This window comes from Polynucleobacter sp. MWH-Adler-W8 (assembly GCF_001889925.1).
Taxonomy (GTDB): domain Bacteria; phylum Pseudomonadota; class Gammaproteobacteria; order Burkholderiales; family Burkholderiaceae; genus Polynucleobacter.
Genome location: NZ_LZFI01000004.1, coordinates 230027 through 248712, shown reverse-complemented (window position 1 = coordinate 248712; position 18686 = coordinate 230027). Strand labels below are relative to the sequence as shown.

The window sequence follows — 18686 nt, the reverse complement described above, 5'->3', positions numbered from 1 at the left end:
ACGGGGTTTCTGCCAAACCGCCAAATATCCTTTTGGGATAAATGGCAGTCTGGAGAAAAAGCTTCAATAAGCGTTAAACCGTTTTTTCTTGGCCGCCGGTTTCTACTAAAACCATTGGACCATCGTGAAGACTAACGGCCGGTTTAGGTGCCCTACCCAAGTTATGAGCAACAGGCTCTGCCTGAATCTGACTTTGAGCATCAGCATGCTTTGAAGAGTCGGTAGCGACCCAAATCATGCCGGCTGATTGCACAACGCTGTGCAATGGAGTTTCTTCAAGCGCCTGGAAGGCAACCTTAGGAAGCTCTGGTGCAGGTTTGGCAATTACTTCTAACGGGGCAGCCGCAACAGCAACTGGTGCTGGAGTAGATGCGGGAGCAGAGTTTTGTGCAGGACGATTTGATTGACGTGGAGCACGTGGTGCGCGCTCTTGTCTTTCTTGTTTCTCTGCTACAGGTTTTGCGTTACCAAAGCTGTTCGCAATGTTCTGAATAGGCATGCTTGCAGATGCACCAGCCATACCTACTGGAGGGCCTGCAAATGGGCTTGCTGCCACAGCTGTTGCTGGTGTATTAGCAACATCATTGCCACCTTCAGTACGCTCGCCACGTTGACCACGACCACGACCACGACGGTTGCGACCACGACCGCGACGCTCTTCACCCTCAGCGCCTGGAGTAGTTTCGCTACCAGGAGCGGCTTCAGTTGCAGGCGTTACTGCTGCTGGATTAGCTTGATTGCGGTTCGCATCTTGACGTTCTGGCTTCGGACCATTTTGATTGCCCTGGTTACGATTGCCGTTACGGTTGTTGCGGTTGCGATTGTTGTTAGCACCTTCTGTTGGAGTACCTTCAGCTGCAGCCGCTGCTGGGCGCTCAGTACGCTCGCCACGACGGTTGCGACCACGATTGCGATCGTTACCATTGCGGCCTTGATTACGGCCACGCGGGTTGCTTGGTGCAGGCTTCTCTTCAACTGCTGGGGATGAGGAGAACAGCTTCTTGATAAATCCAAAGAGACCGCCAGAACTTTCAGTCACCACTTTTTCAGTACGTGCAGGACGTGGCTGACTGACTGGTGCGGGTTGTGTCGGAGTGATGCCTTTAACCGCTGCTTCTGGACGTACTTTTACATCCGCATCTTTTTTGCTAACTGTTGTGTCTGTCTCGAGTTCGCGAGCAGCTTCTTCCGCCATTACATAGCTAGCCTTTTGGTCATCAAGACGTGGGTCGTCATGGCGCAAACGCTCTAGTTTGTAATGTGGAGTTTCTAAATGCTTGTTAGGAACCATCAAGACGTTCACTTTGAAGCGAGTCTCGATCTTGATGACTTCAGCACGTTTTTCATTCAGGAGGAAGGCAGCCACTTCGACTGGTACCTGTGTATGAATCGCTGCTGTGTTTTCCTTCATCGCTTCTTCTTGGATGATGCGCAGAACTTGCAAGGCAGAAGATTCAGTATCGCGAATGTGGCCAGTGCCGTTACAACGTGGGCAGGTGACATGGCTACCTTCAGATAGCGCAGGGCGCAAGCGCTGACGAGACATTTCCATCAAGCCAAACTTGGAGATTTTACCCATCTGAACACGAGCACGGTCATGACGCAGAGCATCGCGTAAGCGATTCTCAACATCTTTCTGGGCCTTGCTCGATTCCATATCAATGAAGTCGATCACGATCAAGCCACCCAAGTCACGTAAACGTGCTTGACGGGCAATTTCATCAGCAGCTTCTAAGTTGGTACGAGTTGCAGTCTCTTCGATATCAGAGCCACGGGTTGCACGTGCTGAGTTGACGTCGACTGAAACCAAGGCTTCGGTATGGTCGATCACGATTGCGCCGCCAGATGGTAATGGCACAGTGCGTGAGTAAGCAGTTTCAATTTGATGCTCAATTTGGAAGCGAGAGAACAAAGGCACATCGTCTTGATAGCGCTTTACTCGTGGCAAATTGTCAGGCATCACTACAGACATAAATGCTGCAGCTTGTTCGTAGATGTCATCGGTATCGATGAGGATCTCACCAATATCAGGCTGGAAGTAATCCCGAATCGCACGAATCACTAAGCTAGATTCGAGGTAGATCAGTAATGGAGCAGAGTTGCCTTTAGCAGCTTCATCAATCGCTTTCCACAATTGCATGAGGTAACTTAAGTCCCACTGCAATTCAGTAGCATCACGACCAATACCAGCGGTACGAGCAATGATGCTCATGCCATCTGCTACTTCTAATTGAGCCATCGCTTCGCGGAGTTCTTGACGGTCTTCACCTTCAATACGGCGGGAAACGCCACCTCCACGTGGGTTATTCGGCATGAGAACCAAATAACGACCTGCCAAGGAGATAAAGGATGTGAGGGCTGCGCCTTTTTGGCCGCGCTCTTCTTTTTCTACTTGAACAATGATTTCTTGACCTTCGCGCAAAGCATCCTTAATGGAAGCATTGCGGACGTCGATACCTTCTTTAAAGTAACTGCGAGCTACTTCCTTAAACGGCAAGAAGCCATGACGCTCTTCGCCGTAATTAACAAAGCAGGCCTCAAGTGAAGGTTCAATACGGGTAATGACACCTTTGTAGATATTGCCTTTGCGTTGTTCACGGCCGGCAGCTTCGATATCGATATCAATGAGTTTTTGACCATCAACGATGGCAACTCGCAACTCTTCTTGTTGAGTTGCATTAAACAACATGCGTTTCATAACACTCTCCTATGGGGGAGGGCGTCGTTGCGCGCTGCGTTAGGGGACAAGTTAGATACCACTTGGGACTAAGCCCAAGGCGGTTTATGAGTGTGGATCATGCAAATCTAGACATTTTTTGCCTAGTTCACCAGCTTAACTGTTGGTTAATTTGGTGCCACACCTGACGATCGCCGCAGAGACCTCCTTTAGGTCATCAATGCAGGCGCGCGCCTGAAAACTGTCTTCTAATCGCGGGTCGCGGCATACGGCACACCAACCCTGCGCCTCATTAAACGGGGGAGGGGCAACCCCGGGAGTCTTTTAAAGGGCGACTCCAAGCTCCACGATTCAAACCTGACTTCAGGCTGGTCTCGGGCCAATAAATTGGCTAGAGCGTTGATTATACGGCACAAGTTGCGTGACAATGGGGTATTGTTGAGTCCCTTGTCATCCCCTGGTGGGGTCACAAGAGAGATAAATCATGAAATCCGAACCCATTTCCAAGCCCTTAAAGGTGAAAACGCCCACTACTTCAGCGCCTGCTGCAGTGCATCTTCAGACCATTGGTCCCGAAGAGGCCGGTCAACGCCTGGACAACTATCTATTGCGTTGGGCTAAAGGGGTTCCCAAAAGCCACGTTTACAGAATTATTCGATCTGGCGAGGTCCGAGTCAATAAAAAGCGAGCTGAGCCAACAGCCCGTCTGATTGAGGGGGATGTGGTCCGCCTCCCCCCAGTTCGAATTGCTGAACCCGCGCAAATGGCTGCGGTCAATAGCGCTCAAACCAAATCTCGGGCACATGGCTACTCAGACAAAATGCCGATTCTTTTTGAGGATGAAGCACTCTTAGTAGTCAATAAGCCAACGGGTTTAGCGGTGCATGGTGGCTCAGGCATCGCACTTGGTGTCATTGAGACCCTGCGTATTACCCGTCCAGAGCTCAAGTTTTTGGAATTAGTTCATCGCTTAGACCGTGACACATCAGGCGTTTTACTCTTGGCTAAAAAGCGGAGCGCTTTGGTGGAGCTGCATCGTCAAATTCGTGAGGGTCAAACGGATAAGCGCTATTACTTGCTTGCACATGGTGAAATTGTCCAGGGCGCTCAAACTATGCAACTCAAATATCCGCTGCATAAATATCTTCTGCCTAATGGCGAGCGTCGCGTTCGCGTTGATCCAGATGGATTACCAAGCCATACTTCTTTAAGAGTGACTAAAGTGCTCAAGCACGAGGGCGCATCAATTACCCTCGCTGAGGCGCAACTCAAGACGGGGCGCACTCATCAGATTCGGGTGCACTTGCAAAAATTGGGTCACGCAATTTTGGGTGATGATAAGTATGGCTTTGAAGATTTGGATAAAGTAGTTAAATCCAAACGCTTATATCTACACGCTCATCTGGCTGGTTTTACTCATCCGCGTACTGGCGAAAAGATGCGGATTGAGTCCCCATTGCCAGCAGAATTTACCGCCATGATGAAAACTTTTGAGCGGTAAATATCAGAATGTCTCAAGCAAATAAATCGAATCGACCCTATGACCTGATTGTGTGGGATTGGGATGGAACCATCATGGATTCCACACCAACCATCGTGCATTGTATTCAGCAAGCCTGTCGCGATTTGGGCTTTAAAGCGCCTGACGACACATTAGCGAGTTCAGTCATTGGTTTGGGAATTCAGGATTCATTGCGAAGAGCTGTGCCTTGGATAGAACCAGCCCATTTCCCAAGGCTGACTGAGCGTTTTCGTTATCACTACTTAGCCAAAGATCATGAGCTCGATTTGTTTGTGGGCATTCGAGAGCTCTTAGAGGAGCTGCATGCTAAACAGTATTTACTAGCTGTTGCCACTGGAAAGTCGCGTGTCGGATTAGATCGCTCGCTTGGCCATCATCAGATCGGCCATCTCTTTCATGAGACTCGTACAGCGGACGAATCTTTTTCTAAGCCTCATCCAGGAATGTTGCTTGAGCTATCTGATGTGACTCAAGTGCCGACTCGTCGCATGCTGATGATTGGCGACACAACCCACGACCTCGATATGGCAGCAAATGCTGGGGTCGATGCGGTAGCTGTGACTTATGGCGCTCACCCACCTGATACTTTAAAAGCTTCACCATCATTAACGCATGTGGATGATGTCGCGCAACTCTCGCAATGGCTTAAAAATAACCTGCAACACTAAGGAAGCAAAAAGATGGAAAACAACCCAAACCCGAATTGGGAACGTCAAGCTCTCGAACATCTCTTGTTGGAGAATTTAAAAGAAACTCGTAAAGCACGTCGTTGGAAAGCGGTACTGCGAGTACTCACCTTGCTAGTCATTGTTGGCGCTCTGCTTTCGATATTTGACTTTCACCTTCCAGGCAAGGGCATGGGGGTAGAAAAGCACACTGCATTGGTAACGCTTGAAGGAGAAATTTCTTCCAGCTCGATGGCTAATGCGATGGATATCAACTCCTCTTTATTGTCTGCATTTGAAAATGAGCACAGCGCTGGTGTTGTGTTGCGCATTAATAGTCCTGGAGGCTCTCCAGTTCAAGCTGGCATGATCAATGATGAGATCCACCGCTTGCGCAAGCTCTATCCCAAAAAACCGTTTTATGTCGTTGTCGAAGACATCTGCGCATCTGGTGGTTACTACGTGGCAGTCGCTGCGGATCAAATCTTGGTTGATAAAGCCAGCTTAGTGGGATCCATTGGCGTGATCATGGAAGGTTTTGGTTTTACAGGCCTCATGGATAAGTTGGGGGTTACTCGTCGCATGATTACCTCGGGCTCCAATAAGGGCATGATGGATCCGTTCAGTAAAGAGAATCCAAAGCAAGTCGAAATGGTTAAGACCATGATTGATGAGATTCACCAGCAATTTATTGCAGTGGTAAAAGAGGGTCGTGGCGATCGCTTAAAAGACGTGCCAGATTTATTTTCTGGCCGCATCTGGAATGGCGAGCAAGCAGTCAAGATTGGTTTGGCTGATGGGTATGGCACGGTAGATACCGTTGCCCGCGACATCTTTAAGGCACCGGATATTCTCGACTACACCATGAAAGAGAATTTCGCTGAGCGTGTTGCTAAACGCTTTGGTGCTGAAGCTGGAACTGCTGCTGGCAAGGCGTTGGTAAAGACATCTGACCTTAAATAGAAATAAGAAAAAAGCAAAACTAAAGCATTGAAGACTTAGGCCAGCAGTAGAAATACCGTTGGCCTATTTTGTAATGATGCACAAGCAGATTCATTCGGATAGCGTTTACGCCAATCTGCAATTGAAAGGGTGGTAATCATTTCTGATGGCAGGCTAAGGTCCACACCGAGGCATAGCAGACTTTGCGGCGCCAACGAATGGATACAGGCCATGAGCATGGCACTATTGCGATAGGGTGTCTCAATCCAAATTTGAGTTTGTTGTAATTTACGAGACTCAACTTCGAGTTGCTTAAGTTTGGCAGTGCGCTCATGGGTTTCATGAGGCAAGTACCCCTGAAAAGCAAAGCGTTGGCCATTGAGTCCGCTTGCCATCAGGCCTAACAAGATAGAGCTCGGTCCAACCAGTGGCTTCACTTGGGCGCCTAGCTTATGTGCCGCTAGCACTAACTCTGCACCGGGGTCTGCAACGCCAGGAACCCCTGCTTCAGACATCAAGCCCATATCGTTTCCGGCAAGCAAAGGCTTGAGTAAATCGGCTGGCTTGACCGCATCGCCATACTTTGCATTACGCGCAGCACCACGCCATTCACTCATTTGCATTTCTTGAATAGTGCATGCCAATGGAGAGACAGAATCGATTGCCTTTAACAACGCCCGCGCCGTCTTGGCATCTTCAACAATCCAGTGCCTTAGCCTGGCTGTTTGTGTAATCGTTTCAGATGGAAGAACCCAAGGCAATTGCTCAACACGACCATCATCACCCAAGGTATTGGGAACTAAATACAAGGTGCCGAGTTTGCTCATGAATTATTTTTTTCTAATGAATCTAGTTATTAATTTTTGCTTTATTTTTTTGATGGAATTGCATAGCCAGCATCGCGTAGCATGCTGGTTAATGCAATCAGCGGCAAGCCAATTAAAGCGGTTGGATCATCGCTCTTGATCGACTCTAGCAGGCTGATGCCTAGGCCTTCTGACTTGGCGCTGCCAGCGCAATCATAAGGCTCTTCAGCCAGTAGGTAAGCCTCTAGGGTGCTGTCTGGAAGTTTGCGAAAAGTCACTTCAGTAGGAACACATAAAGTGGTTTGGGTATCACCCTTCATCAAACATAGCGCCGTTTGAAAGGTCACCACTTGACCACGCATGAGTTGTAGCTGCGCTAAGGCTCTTTCAAAATTACCAGGCTTACCAATCGCTGCACCACAAAGATCGGCGACTTGATCGGAGCCAATGACCCAAGCATCGGGATGCTCTTTAGCAACTGCAGCTGCTTTTGCTTGAGCAAGTCGTAGTGCCAAATCAAGAGTGCTCTCTCCAGTAAGTGGGGTTTCATCTACCTTTGGTGAGATGATTTCAAAGGGGATGCGTAGGCGTTCTAAAAGTTCACGTCGGTACACCGAAGTGGATGCCAAGATGAGTCTTGGATTTTTAGGTGTATTTGTGGATGTACTCATTTTTGCTGTGCTTTCTAAGGCGCCTTCATTTAGACTGATGCCATGAATCGTAATCAAGTTTTACCTCAAGTCGAACTATCTCCCGAGCCTAGCGCCTTAAAGAGGGTAGATTTTTGTGCCCCCCAATCTTATGCAGGCACCGGTTTTTTAAGCTTGTCAGATATGCCAAGGGTGGCCGAGGAGGCGTCAACCGTTAACCCAGCCGATGGCTTTAATTGGTCTGTGAGGACCCATTTTGAGGATTCCCCGGGGAGTGAACCCCATCAAATCCTCGAATTAGGGCTAAAAGGACGTCTGTACCTGGTTTGTCAGCGCTGTTTGCAAGATTGCGCGGTGGATTTGGACGAAAAACGTCGATTTATTCTGGTTTTGACAGATTCTGAAGCAGATGAATACCCTTTGGAGGATGAGGAGCAAGATCCTCTGGTCGTAAATCAGCACTTCAACCTCCTGGAAACGATGGAGGATGAGGTTTTGCTGTCTTTTCCCCTGATTCCAAAGCATCCAGATGGGTTTTGTGAACCTCATGCATCTACCTTTGGGGATGAGGCTGATGAGGAGCCGTCAAATGAGCGGGAAAACCCCTTTAACATATTGAAAAATATGAAGAAAAACTGAAATTAGGGGCCTGATTTCAGTTGTTGTTTTAAGTATCTTTTGTCAATAAATCAAGCATTTAGGCGCATTTCCATGCTAGAATATCGCCTTGCTTAGGAGTTCAATATGGCCGTTCAACAAAACAAAAAATCACCTTCCAAACGTGGCATGCACCGTGCGCACGACTTCTTGACCGCACCTGCTACGGCTGTTGAAGCCACAACTGGTGAGGCTCATTTGCGCCACCACATTTCACCTAACGGCTACTATCGTGGTCGTAAAGTTGTTAAAACTAAAAACGACTAATTTTTTAGTCTAAACAGATAGAAGCGGCTCCAGTAAAAGCCGCTTTTTTCTTGGATAAATCACTTGCAGCAATCAATGAGCTTATGAGCGTTACTCTTGCTATTGATGCCATGGGCGGAGATCATGGAGTCGTCGTGACGGTTCCGGCTGCCTGCGATTTTTTAGAAAAACACGCTGACGTGAAGATTACCCTCGTTGGTGATCCCGATTTAATCAAGCAAGTCTTGAGTAAATCTCCTAAAGCTCCTATGGAGCGAATTCAAATTATTTCCGCTAGCGAAGTTGTCTTAATGGATGATCCCATTGAGATTGCTCTGCGTCGCAAAAAAGATTCGTCTATGCGTGTTGCCATTGAGCAAGTTAAAGAGGGTGCTGCTGATGCTGTAGTTTCATCAGGCAATACTGGCGCACTCATGGCGATCTCTCGCTACATTCTCAAAACGCTTGATGGCGTTGATCGCCCTGCGATTGCTACCGCGATCCCCAATGAATTAGGGCGCGGGACAACTATGCTGGACCTCGGCGCAAATGCCGACTGTGAACCAATGCACTTGGTGCAGTTTGCTCAGATGGCAAACGTGATGGTGCAAGTGGTGGATGGCAAACAAAACCCTTCAATTGGCCTTCTCAATATTGGTGAGGAAGTGATTAAAGGGAATGAAGTTGTTAAGCAAACCAGTGAGTTACTTCGTCAAACCTCTTTAAACTTTTACGGCAACGTAGAAGGCAACGATATTTTCAAGGGTACTACGGATATCGTGGTGTGCGATGGTTTTGTTGGCAACGTCGTTCTGAAAGCCAGTGAAGGCTTGGCAAAAATGATGAGTGGTTTGATTCGCCAAGAATTTAATCGCTCATGGCTTACCAAGTTAATGGCGATCTGTGCAATGGTGCCATTGCTAAGAGTACGTAAGCGTGTTGATCATCGTCGTTATAACGGCGCAGTATTGTTGGGTTTACGTGGTTGTGTAATTAAGAGCCATGGTTCTGCTGATCGGTTTGCTTTTGGCTTTGCCTTGGATCGCGCCTATGAGGCGGCTAAGAACCGCATGGTGGAGCGCATTGCTGCAGCCTTTGTAGTGGAGACAAAAGTATGAGTATTTTTGCAAGAGTAGCGGGTACCGGAAGTTATCTTCCTGAGTTGCGCTTAACTAACCAAGACTTAGTGGAGCGTCTTGCTAAAACTGGCCTAGAGACCAGTGATGAGTGGATTAAAACGCGTAGCGGTATTTCCGCACGTCACTTTGCCGCTGAAAATGAGTTAACTAGTGATCTGGCTGCCAAGGCGGCACAAGCTGCATTAACTAGTGCCGGCATTACCTCTGAAGATTTGGACCTCATCATTTTGGCCACTTCTACTCCAGATCATTTGGGTGGTTTTCCAAGTACTGCTTGCGTTGTACAAGACAAATTGGGCGCACACACTGCTTGTGCTGCTTTTGATGTGCAAGCAGTGTGTGCTGGTTTTACTTATGCGCTTGCCATTGCAGATGCATTTATTCGATGTGGCTCATACAAAAAAGTATTGGTCATTGGCGCAGAAACATTCTCCCGTATTCTAAATTTCCAAGACCGTGGCACTTGCGTCTTGTTTGGCGATGGTGCTGGAGCTGTTGTACTTGAGGCTTCTAAAGAAGCCGGCATTCTCTCTACTGCATTACATGCCGATGGTAGTCAACGCGATATTTTGTGTGTTCCTGGGCGTGCAGGTAATGGCGAAGTGCATGGTTCCCCATTTATGACTATGGATGGTCCAGCGGTCTTTAAGCTTGCTGTGAAGGTCTTAGAGCAGGTAGCTCACGAGGCGCTCGAAAAAGCGAACCTCAAGGCTGAGCAAATCGACTGGCTAGTACCGCATCAAGCCAATATTCGCATCATGGAAGGCACGGCTAAGAAGATGGGTATGTCCATGGATAAAGTCATTGTTACTGTGCATGAGCATGGCAATACTTCGGCTGCATCCATTCCGTTGGCATTAGATGCTGGCGTGCGCTCTGGGCAGATTCAGCGTGGACAACATCTCTTGCTAGAGGGTGTTGGCGGCGGGTTCGCTTGGGGTGCGGTTGCGATTAAATACTAAGAGCGGCACACTATTTTTATTCATTCATCTCTTTAATTTCTTTTCAGCGAATTAATCACATGACATTTGCATTTGTATTTCCTGGTCAAGGCTCTCAATCCGTTGGCATGCTCAATTCCATTTCTGAGCGTCCAGAAGTACGCGCAACATTGCAAGAGGCTTCTGAGGCATTAGGTGAGGACGTTGCAAAGCTGATTTCTGAAGGCCCTGCAGAGGTGCTGTCATTAACCACGAATACTCAGCCTGTGATGTTGACTGCAGGCGTTGCTTTTTATCGAGCCTGGCTGGCAGCAGGTGGATCTGCGCCTAAGGTAATGGCAGGTCATAGTCTTGGTGAGTACACTGCCTTGGTTGCATCTGGCGTTATTTCTTTTAAAGATGCTGTTCCATTGGTGCGCTTTCGTGCTGAAGCAATGCAAACTGCTGTGCCGGTAGGTACAGGCGGCATGGCTGCGATTCTCGGCTTGGATGATGCAATCGTGATTCAGGTGTGTGCTGAAGCAAGTGCTGTTTCTGGTGGTGTTGTTGAAGCCGTCAATTTCAATGCCCCCGGCCAAGTGGTGATTGCTGGTGCAAGTGATGCCGTTACTAAGGCATGTGAATTATTAAAGGCTGCTGGCGCTAAGCGTGCCTTGCCGTTGCCAGTATCTGCACCATTTCATTCTTCTTTGCTGCAGCCAGCCTCTGAAAAATTGAAAGGCTACTTAGCCAGCATTGAATTTAAAGCACCAACCATTGCTGTGATTAATAACGTGGATGTTCAAATCTTGAATGACCCGATTGCAATTAAAGATGCCTTAGTGCGTCAAGCTGCTAAGCCTGTACGTTGGCAAGAAACCGTTCAGGCTATGGCCTCTCAAGGCATTACTCGGGTAGTAGAGTGCGGTCCTGGCAAAGTATTGGCAGGCCTTACCAAGCGCATTAATGATCAGGTCACTGGTGTGCCGGTATTTGATGAAGTCAGCTTGAATGAAGTTCTGGCAAGCTTTCAATAAAACAAACGTTATAGCGGAAGATAAAAATGAATCTCGACTTAAGCGGACAAATTGCTTTAGTAACTGGCGCCTCACGCGGTATTGGTCAGGCAATCGCGGATGAGCTAGTCAAGTGTGGCGCCAAGGTAATTGGAACGGCTACATCCGAGAGTGGAGCTAAAGCGATTGATGAGCGTTTAAAAGCTTCAGGCGGTGCTGGCAAAGTATTGAATGTGACTGCCCCAAATGCTTGTGAAGAAATGATTGATCTGATCGTCAAAGAGTATGGCGGCATCAATATCTTGGTGAATAACGCCGGCATCACTCGTGACAATTTAGCAATGCGCATGAAGTCTGAAGAGTGGACTGATGTGATTGATACCAACCTCAGTTCAGTCTTCCGTCTTTCTCAAGCAGTAATGCGTCCCATGATGAAGGCCCGTGGTGGCCGCATTATTAATATCACTTCAATTGTTGGTCATATGGGTAATCCTGGTCAGGCAAACTACGCAGCTGCAAAAGCAGGCGTTTCTGGAATGACCCGTGCCTTAGCCCGTGAAATTGGTAGCCGCAATATCACTGTGAATTGCGTAGCTCCTGGATTTATCGACACTGATATGACCCGCGCCTTGAGCGAAGAACAGCAAAATGCCCTAAAAGTGAACATTCCTTTGGCGCGTTTGGGTAGTCCTGAGGATGTTGCCCAAGCGGTGGCCTTTTTGGCCTCTCCAGCGGCTGGCTACATTACGGGTAATACCCTGCACGTCAATGGCGGACTCTATTTAGCCTAACGGCAAAGCCAGGATTTGGTCATTTTTAGGCGAATTTGCTAATTCGGTCCGCCAAACTGATAAAATCCTTTCATCGTTTTTTACAACCCCTGGGGAAATTAATGGACAACATCGAACAACGCGTTAAGAAAATCGTCGCTGAGCAATTAGGCGTCGCAGAAGGAGACATCAAGAATGAATCTTCTTTCGTGAACGACTTGGGCGCTGACTCTCTTGACACTGTTGAGCTGGTTATGGCCTTGGAAGATGAATTCGGCATCGAAATTCCTGATGAGGAAGCTGAAAAGATCACCACAGTTCAGCTCGCGATCGACTTCGCTACATCAAAAGCTCAGGGTTAATTCCCTAGCCTAGGTATTACTGTGTCAGCATCAAATGGCCGACGCCGGGTAGTAGTCACCGGCCTTGGCCTTATCTCACCTGTTGGTAATTCAGTTGATGTAGCTTGGTCTAATTTGCTTGCGGGCAAATCAGGTATTGCTACCATCACTAAGTTTGACCACACTCCGCTTAGCGTTCATTTCGCTGGAGAGGTGAAAGATTTCAATGTCGAAGAATATGTTTCTGCCAAAGAAGCGCGCCACATGGATACCTTTATCCATTACGGCATTGCTGCTGGTACACAAGCCATTCGCGACAGTGGTTTAGAGATCACCGAACAAAACGCTGAGCGCATTGGCGTCATGGTTGGTTCCGGCATCGGTGGCTTGCCAATGATTGAAGAAACGGGTGCTGAGTTATTGGCTCGTGGTCCTCGTCGTATCTCCCCTTTCTTTGTTCCAGGCTCCATCATCAATATGATTTCTGGCCACCTCAGCATCTTGTTTGGTCTCAAAGGTCCAAACGTGGCTGCGGTAACAGCTTGTACAACGGGTTTACACAGCATTGGATTGGCTGCACGCTTAATTCAGTACGGTGATGCTGATGTCATGGTTGCTGGCGGTGCTGAATCGACTATCTCCGCATTAGGGGTTGGTGGCTTTGCTTCTGCAAGAGCGCTTTCTACTCGCAATGATGATCCTGCAACTGCATCACGCCCTTGGGATAGAGACCGCGATGGTTTTGTTCTGGGTGAGGGCGCAGGCGTAGTGGTGATTGAAGAGTATGAGCACGCTAAAGCCCGTGGCGCAAAAATCTATTGCGAATTACTGGGCTTCGGCATGAGTGGTGACGCTTATCACATGACTGCCCCAAATATGGATGGCCCCCGTCGTTGCATGCTTAATGCAATCCGCGACGCAGGCCTAAATGCTGATCAGATTCAATATATTAATGCTCACGGCACTTCCACGCCTTTGGGTGATAAGAATGAAACTGGCGCTATTAAGGCTGCTCTTGGCGACCACGCTAAGAAGACTTTAATTAACTCCACCAAGTCTATGACTGGTCACCTCTTGGGCGGTGCAGGTGGCCTGGAGTCTGTTTTCACGATTTTGGCTCTTCATAACCAAAAATCACCACCTACTATCAATATTTTCAATCAAGATCCTGAGTGCGACCTGGACTACTGCGCCAATACCGCTAGGGATGTGAGGATTGACCATGCAGTCAAAAACAATTTTGGCTTTGGGGGTACTAACGGTACCTTGATTTTTGGCAAACTGACCTAATATTCTTAATATCTTCATTGTTGGTTTTCACCAAGTAGGTCTATAGCATCATGAAAAAGTACTTCATTGCACTCTTGGCTATATTTAGTCTGGGACAAGTCGCCTTTATTCCATTTGCTTCTGCGCAAAATCCCCGGGTCACGATTCCTGACTTTGCGGATTTGGTTGAACGCGCAAGTCCTGCAGTTGTCAATATTCGTACCACTGAAAAAGTAGTAGTGCAGCAAGCGCAAGGTGGCATTCCGGGAATCCCAGAAGATCAGGCGGAATTTTTCCGCCGTTTCTTTGGTGTACCAATTCCAGGAATCCCAAATGGACCTAAACCAGCGCAACCTAATTTAGGCAAGCCGCAAGAAGCGGATCGTGGAGTAGGCTCTGGTTTCATTATCGAATCCAATGGTCTGATTTTGACTAACGCTCACGTTGTTGAGGGTGCCACCACTATTTATGTAACCCTGACTGATAAGCGCGAGTTCAAAGCAAAGTTACTTGGCATGGATAAGCGTACCGACGTTGCAGTCGTCAAAATTGAAGCGCGTGATTTGCCAAAGCTACCTTTAGGTGATTCATCGAGGGTGCGAGTAGGTGAATGGGTGCTTGCAATTGGTTCCCCGTTCGGCCTTGAGAACACGGTGACTGCAGGTATTGTGTCGGCGAAGAGTCGCGATACAGGCGACTACTTACCTTTTATTCAGACTGACGTTGCTGTGAATCCAGGAAACTCTGGAGGGCCGCTTTTAAATACGGCTGGTCAAGTAATTGGTATCAACTCACAAATCTTTAGTCGCTCTGGTGGGTATATGGGTATCTCCTTTGCGATCCCGATTGATGAAGCAATGCGTGTTGCAGATCAATTGCGTACATCCGGAAAGATTTCTCGCGGGCGTATTGGTGTTGCTTTGAGTGAGATGACGAAAGAGGTAGCTGAGAGTCTTGGTTTAGGAAAACCTCGTGGCGCTTATGTGCGCAATGTTGAACCAGGTGGCCCTGCAGCCGCCGGTGGAATTGAGGCGGGCGATGTGATTCTGAGCTTCAATGGCAAAGATATTTCTAAGTCCACCGATTTGCCTAGAGTCGTAGGTGAAACCAAGCCAGGTACTTCTGTGCCTGTGCAAGTTTGGCGTAAAGGCGGAACCCGTGATTTAACGGTTACCGTAACTGATACCGAATCCGGTCAGGTGATCAACAAGAAGCCTGATGCACCCGCAACCAGTGGCAATAGCGTCAATACCCTTGGAGTTGTTGTAGGCGAGTTATCGGATGGCAAAAAGAAGGACTTAAATATTAAAGGTGGAGTTGAAGTGACTGGTTTAGGTGATGGCCCCTTGGCAAAAGCGGGGATTCGACCAGGTGACGTCATTATTCGGGTGGCAGATGCCGATATTACGAGCGTTAAGCAGTTTGAGGCTCTAGTTAAGGGTTTGGACGCTAATAAGGCTGTACCGGTCTTTATCCGTCGCGCTGACAGCACTTTAGTCGTTCCTGTAAGGCCTAAATAACCCCATTTTGGGTCTAAAAAAGGGGTTTGGCGCCTTTTAGGCGCCACCCATTACAATCACTTTAAGACGACTTTTTGCAGCGCATCATCGTGGTGCGTTCTGACAAGGCGTTTTTTGAATGACCTATTAAGACGCTATGGATTTAATCCGCAATTTTTCTATCATCGCCCATATCGATCACGGCAAATCGACGCTTGCTGATCGCATTATTCAGCTCTGTGGCGGTCTCTCCGATCGTGAAATGGAAGCCCAAGTTCTAGACTCAATGGATATTGAGCGTGAGCGCGGCATCACTATTAAGGCGCAAACCGCAGCTTTAAATTACAAAGCCAAAGACGGCAAGATTTACCATATCAACCTGATTGACACCCCGGGACACGTCGACTTCTCTTATGAGGTCAGTCGCTCTTTGTCTGCCTGTGAAGGTGCGTTGTTGGTCGTAGATGCGAGTCAAGGTGTTGAGGCGCAAACGGTTGCCAACTGTTACATGGCGCTTGAGTTGGGCGTTGAGGTTGTACCAGTGCTCAATAAGATTGACTTACCTCAAGCCGATCCTGAGCGTGCTAAAAAAGAAATTGAAGACGTCATTGGTATCGATGCTTCTGAGGCCGTCACCTGCTCAGCCAAAACAGGTTTGGGTGTTGCAGATGTCATCGAGGAAATGATCGCCAGAGTGCCGCCGCCAAAGGGTAATGCAGAGGATCCATTGCAAGCCTTGATTATTGACTCCTGGTTTGACAATTATGTAGGCGTTGTCATGTTGGTGCGCGTTGTGAATGGCACTCTAAAACCAAAAGAAAAAATTACCTTGATGGCTAATGGTTCAAGCCATTTAGTCGAGCATGTAGGCGTGTTTAGTCCGAAGTCATTAGATCGTCCAGAGCTATCTGCTGGTCAAGTGGGTTTTGTAATTGCCGGCATTAAAGAATTAAAAGCTGCCAAGGTTGGCGACACCGTGACACATACTCCTGGGCAGCAAGGGCGCGTTCCTGCGGCTGAGCCACTACCTGGTTTTAAAGAAGTGAAGCCCCAAGTTTTTGCTGGCTTATATCCAGTAGAGGCGAGTGAATACGATCAGCTGCGCGAGTCCCTTGAAAAGCTCAAGTTAAATGACGCCTCACTCTTATATGAGCCAGAGGTTTCACAGGCTCTAGGTTTTGGATTCCGCTGCGGCTTCTTGGGTTTGCTCCACATGGAGATTGTGCAAGAGCGTTTAGAGCGTCAGTACGGCATGAATCTCATCACGACCGCTCCAACGGTGGTGTATCAAGTGGAGCAGTCTGATGGCACGCTCATGATGGTGGATAACCCGTCGAAGATGCCCGAGGCTAGCAAGATCAATACCATTCTTGAGCCGATTGTGACGGTCAATTTATACATGCCGCAAGAGTATGTAGGGGCGATGATTACTTTGTGCGTAGGTAAGCGCGGCATTCAGATGGACATGAACTACTTAGGTCGTCAGGTCAAACTCACTTATGAGTTGCCGATGGCCGAGATTGTTTTGGACTTCTTTGACAAAATGAAATCCATCTCACGCGGATATGCCTCAATGGATTACGAGTTCAAAGAATATCGCCCGGCAGACGTAGTTAAGGTCGACATCCTCATTAATAGTGAGCGGGTTGATGCCCTCTCAGTGATTGTTCACCGCAGTAATAGTCAACATCGTGGGCGCGAAGTAGTTGCCAAGATGCGCGGCATTATTCCTCGTCAAATGTTTGATGTAGCGATTCAGGCGGCAATTGGTAGCAATATCGTTGCGCGTGAAAACGTCAAAGCTTTGCGTAAAAACGTTTTGGCTAAGTGCTACGGTGGTGACATTTCCCGTAAGCGTAAGTTATTAGAGAAGCAAAAAGAAGGTAAGAAGCGTATGAAGCAAGTCGGTAACGTAGAAATTCCACAAGAAGCCTTTTTGGCCATTCTGCAGGTGGAGGATTAATGAACTTTGCTTTAGTCCTTTTTATCTTGGTGATTGTTTCTGGAATCGCTTGGGTTGCTGACAAATTACACTTTGCCCCGCAAAGACGTTTGGTTGGTATTGACCGTATGCCTTTGTGGCTTGAATACACAGCAGGTTTCTTCCCAGTAATTTGTGCCGTATTTGTATTACGCTCTTTTATCGCTGAGCCTTTTAAGATTCCTTCTGGCTCAATGATCCCTACATTGCAAATCGGCGACTTCATTTTGGTTAATAAATTTACCTATGGAATTCGTTTACCGGTGCTCAATCAAAAAGTCGTTGACTTGGGCTCACCCAAACGCGGTGATGTTGTTGTGTTTCGCTATCCACGTGATGAATCGGTGGATTACATCAAGCGCATAGTGGCCTTGCCAGGTGACGAAATCACTTATGAAAATAAGCGTCTGACTATTAATGGTCAGCCTCTGCAATATAGCGGTGGCGAGCCGTATCTCGATCCTGAGAATATGCGCTATGCCAAACGTTTCACAGAGACTTTCCCAGCAGACTTGGGCGGTAATCGTCATGACATCTTGAATGACCCTGATCGTCCGGCTACTGTATTTCCGACTGAGCGTTTTCCGGGTTCTGAGTTCTGCCAGTACCAGCAGTCTGGCGTGACTTGCAAAGTACCTCCAGGGCATTACTTCGCGATGGGCGATAACCGTGACAACAGTGCAGACTCACGTTATTGGGGCTTTGTACCGGATAAAAACATTGTCGGTAAGGCCTTCTTTGTGTGGTTGAACCTGGGTAATCTTGGCCGCATTGGCGGATTCGAGTAAATATTATGAATGCGCGCGCCGTTATCGAAACTGGACCGCTGCAAGAGCGCCTCGGCTATACCTTCAAGAAGCCGGAGCTACTAAATCAAGCCTTGACTCATCGCAGTCATAGTAAGAAAAATAACGAGCGCTTGGAATTTTTGGGGGACTCTATTCTGAATTGCGTTGTTGCTGAAATGCTCTATGAGCGTTATTCAGACTTAGATGAGGGCGACCTCTCTCGCGTACGTGCAAACTTAGTAAAGCAACAAGCTTTATACGAAATTGCCCAAACTTTATCCTTGTCGGATTACTTGCGCTTGGGTGAAGGTGAGTTGAAGAGCGGTGGCTTTCGTCGCCCTTCTATTCTTGCTGATACCTTAGAGGCAGTGACTGGCGCAATCTTTATGGATGGTGGTTTTGAAGCGGCTAAGGCCAGTTTACGTAAGCTGTATTCCATTATCTTGGCAAACGTAGATCCTAAAACCTTAGGTAAGGACGACAAAACTTTATTGCAAGAATGCTTGCAAGGCTATCAATTGCCATTGCCGACCTATAACGTTACCGGCACTACTGGTGCTGCACACAACCAGCAGTTTGAGGTGGAGTGCTTGATCCCTAGCCATAAAGTGGCGGTCAAAGGTGAGGGTGCTTCGCGTCGTGCTGCTGAGCAAGCCGCGGCAAAGTTAGCCTTGATTGCTATGCTCAAGGCTTTGCCGCAAGAATCTCGTAAACCCAAGAAGACTCGGTCGGCTAAAAAGAAGGCAGCCAAAAAAGAAGTGACCGAAGAGCAGTTCAATCTTAAGCTGAAGGGCTAAT

The 18686-nt window shown here is 47.9% G+C and carries 18 protein-coding genes; 15 read left to right on the top strand and 3 right to left on the bottom strand.

Annotated elements, in window-relative coordinates:
• Window positions 1–73 precede the first annotated feature (73 nt).
• Complete coding sequence (locus AOC28_RS06525; RefSeq protein WP_072583147.1) at window positions 74–2698, bottom strand: Rne/Rng family ribonuclease; 2625 nt, start codon at window positions 2696–2698, stop codon at window positions 74–76.
• Between the two features lie 463 nt (window positions 2699–3161).
• Between AOC28_RS06525 and AOC28_RS06520 the strand changes: the two genes are divergently transcribed.
• Genes AOC28_RS06520 through sppA form a run of 3 tightly spaced genes read left to right on the top strand, consistent with a single transcriptional unit; the run spans window position 3162 to window position 5827 of the window.
• Window positions 3162–4178: an RluA family pseudouridine synthase gene (locus AOC28_RS06520; protein WP_072583146.1), complete on the top strand. Its 1017-nt coding sequence runs from the start codon at window positions 3162–3164 to the stop codon at window positions 4176–4178.
• 8 nt (window positions 4179–4186) lie between these two features.
• A complete protein-coding gene (locus AOC28_RS06515; protein WP_072583145.1) occupies window positions 4187–4867 on the top strand; it encodes an HAD-IA family hydrolase in 681 nt (226 codons plus the stop codon).
• 12 nt (window positions 4868–4879) lie between these two features.
• Window positions 4880–5827 carry a signal peptide peptidase SppA gene (gene sppA / locus AOC28_RS06510; RefSeq protein WP_072583144.1) on the top strand — a complete coding sequence of 316 codons (948 nt, stop codon included), beginning with the start codon at window positions 4880–4882 and terminating at the stop codon, window positions 5825–5827.
• 35 nt (window positions 5828–5862) lie between these two features.
• On the opposite strand, the gene AOC28_RS06505 is transcribed toward sppA, so the two are convergent.
• Window positions 5863–6633, bottom strand: coding sequence for an SAM-dependent methyltransferase (locus tag AOC28_RS06505; protein WP_072583143.1), 771 nt, complete (start codon window positions 6631–6633; stop codon window positions 5863–5865).
• A 41-nt stretch (window positions 6634–6674) separates the two neighbouring features.
• Window positions 6675–7283, bottom strand: a complete 609-nt coding sequence (locus tag AOC28_RS06500; protein ID WP_072583199.1) for a Maf family nucleotide pyrophosphatase — start codon at window positions 7281–7283, stop codon at window positions 6675–6677.
• A 42-nt stretch (window positions 7284–7325) separates the two neighbouring features.
• Here AOC28_RS06500 and AOC28_RS06495 point away from each other — a divergent pair, with 42 nt between their 5' ends.
• From AOC28_RS06495 to rnc, 12 genes are all read left to right on the top strand, one after another.
• Window positions 7326–7901 (top strand): YceD family protein, encoded by a 576-nt coding sequence (locus AOC28_RS06495; protein ID WP_072583142.1) that lies wholly within the window; start codon window positions 7326–7328, stop codon window positions 7899–7901.
• Window positions 7902–8006: 105 nt separating this feature from the next.
• Window positions 8007–8186, top strand: a complete 180-nt coding sequence (gene rpmF, locus AOC28_RS06490; RefSeq protein ID WP_011902241.1) for a 50S ribosomal protein L32 — start codon at window positions 8007–8009, stop codon at window positions 8184–8186.
• An 83-nt stretch (window positions 8187–8269) separates the two neighbouring features.
• A complete protein-coding gene (gene plsX, locus AOC28_RS06485; protein WP_072583198.1) occupies window positions 8270–9283 on the top strand; it encodes a phosphate acyltransferase PlsX in 1014 nt (337 codons plus the stop codon).
• Window positions 9280–10266: a beta-ketoacyl-ACP synthase III gene (locus AOC28_RS06480; RefSeq protein ID WP_072583141.1), complete on the top strand. Its 987-nt coding sequence runs from the start codon at window positions 9280–9282 to the stop codon at window positions 10264–10266. Before plsX ends, AOC28_RS06480 begins: the two co-directional genes overlap by 4 nt.
• Before the next feature lie 59 nt (window positions 10267–10325).
• Window positions 10326–11261: an ACP S-malonyltransferase gene (fabD, locus tag AOC28_RS06475; RefSeq protein WP_072583140.1), complete on the top strand. Its 936-nt coding sequence runs from the start codon at window positions 10326–10328 to the stop codon at window positions 11259–11261.
• 26 nt (window positions 11262–11287) lie between these two features.
• Complete coding sequence (fabG, locus tag AOC28_RS06470; protein WP_072583139.1) at window positions 11288–12031, top strand: 3-oxoacyl-ACP reductase FabG; 744 nt, start codon at window positions 11288–11290, stop codon at window positions 12029–12031.
• Between the two features lie 101 nt (window positions 12032–12132).
• Window positions 12133–12372: an acyl carrier protein gene (acpP, locus tag AOC28_RS06465; RefSeq protein WP_011902246.1), complete on the top strand. Its 240-nt coding sequence runs from the start codon at window positions 12133–12135 to the stop codon at window positions 12370–12372.
• Window positions 12373–12393: 21 nt separating this feature from the next.
• Window positions 12394–13641, top strand: a complete 1248-nt coding sequence (fabF, locus tag AOC28_RS06460) for a beta-ketoacyl-ACP synthase II (protein ID WP_072583138.1) — start codon at window positions 12394–12396, stop codon at window positions 13639–13641.
• A 50-nt stretch (window positions 13642–13691) separates the two neighbouring features.
• Window positions 13692–15140, top strand: coding sequence for a DegQ family serine endoprotease (locus AOC28_RS06455; protein WP_072583137.1), 1449 nt, complete (start codon window positions 13692–13694; stop codon window positions 15138–15140).
• Window positions 15141–15276: 136 nt separating this feature from the next.
• Entirely contained in the window at window positions 15277–17082 is a 1806-nt protein-coding gene (gene lepA, locus AOC28_RS06450; RefSeq protein WP_072583136.1) for a translation elongation factor 4, read from the top strand.
• Entirely contained in the window at window positions 17082–17888 is an 807-nt protein-coding gene (gene lepB / locus AOC28_RS06445) for a signal peptidase I (RefSeq protein ID WP_072583135.1), read from the top strand. Before lepA ends, lepB begins: the two co-directional genes overlap by 1 nt.
• Window positions 17889–17893: 5 nt before the next feature.
• Window positions 17894–18685 carry a ribonuclease III gene (gene rnc / locus AOC28_RS06440; protein ID WP_072583134.1) on the top strand — a complete coding sequence of 264 codons (792 nt, stop codon included), beginning with the start codon at window positions 17894–17896 and terminating at the stop codon, window positions 18683–18685.
• The last annotated feature ends 1 nt before the right edge of the window (window position 18686 follow it).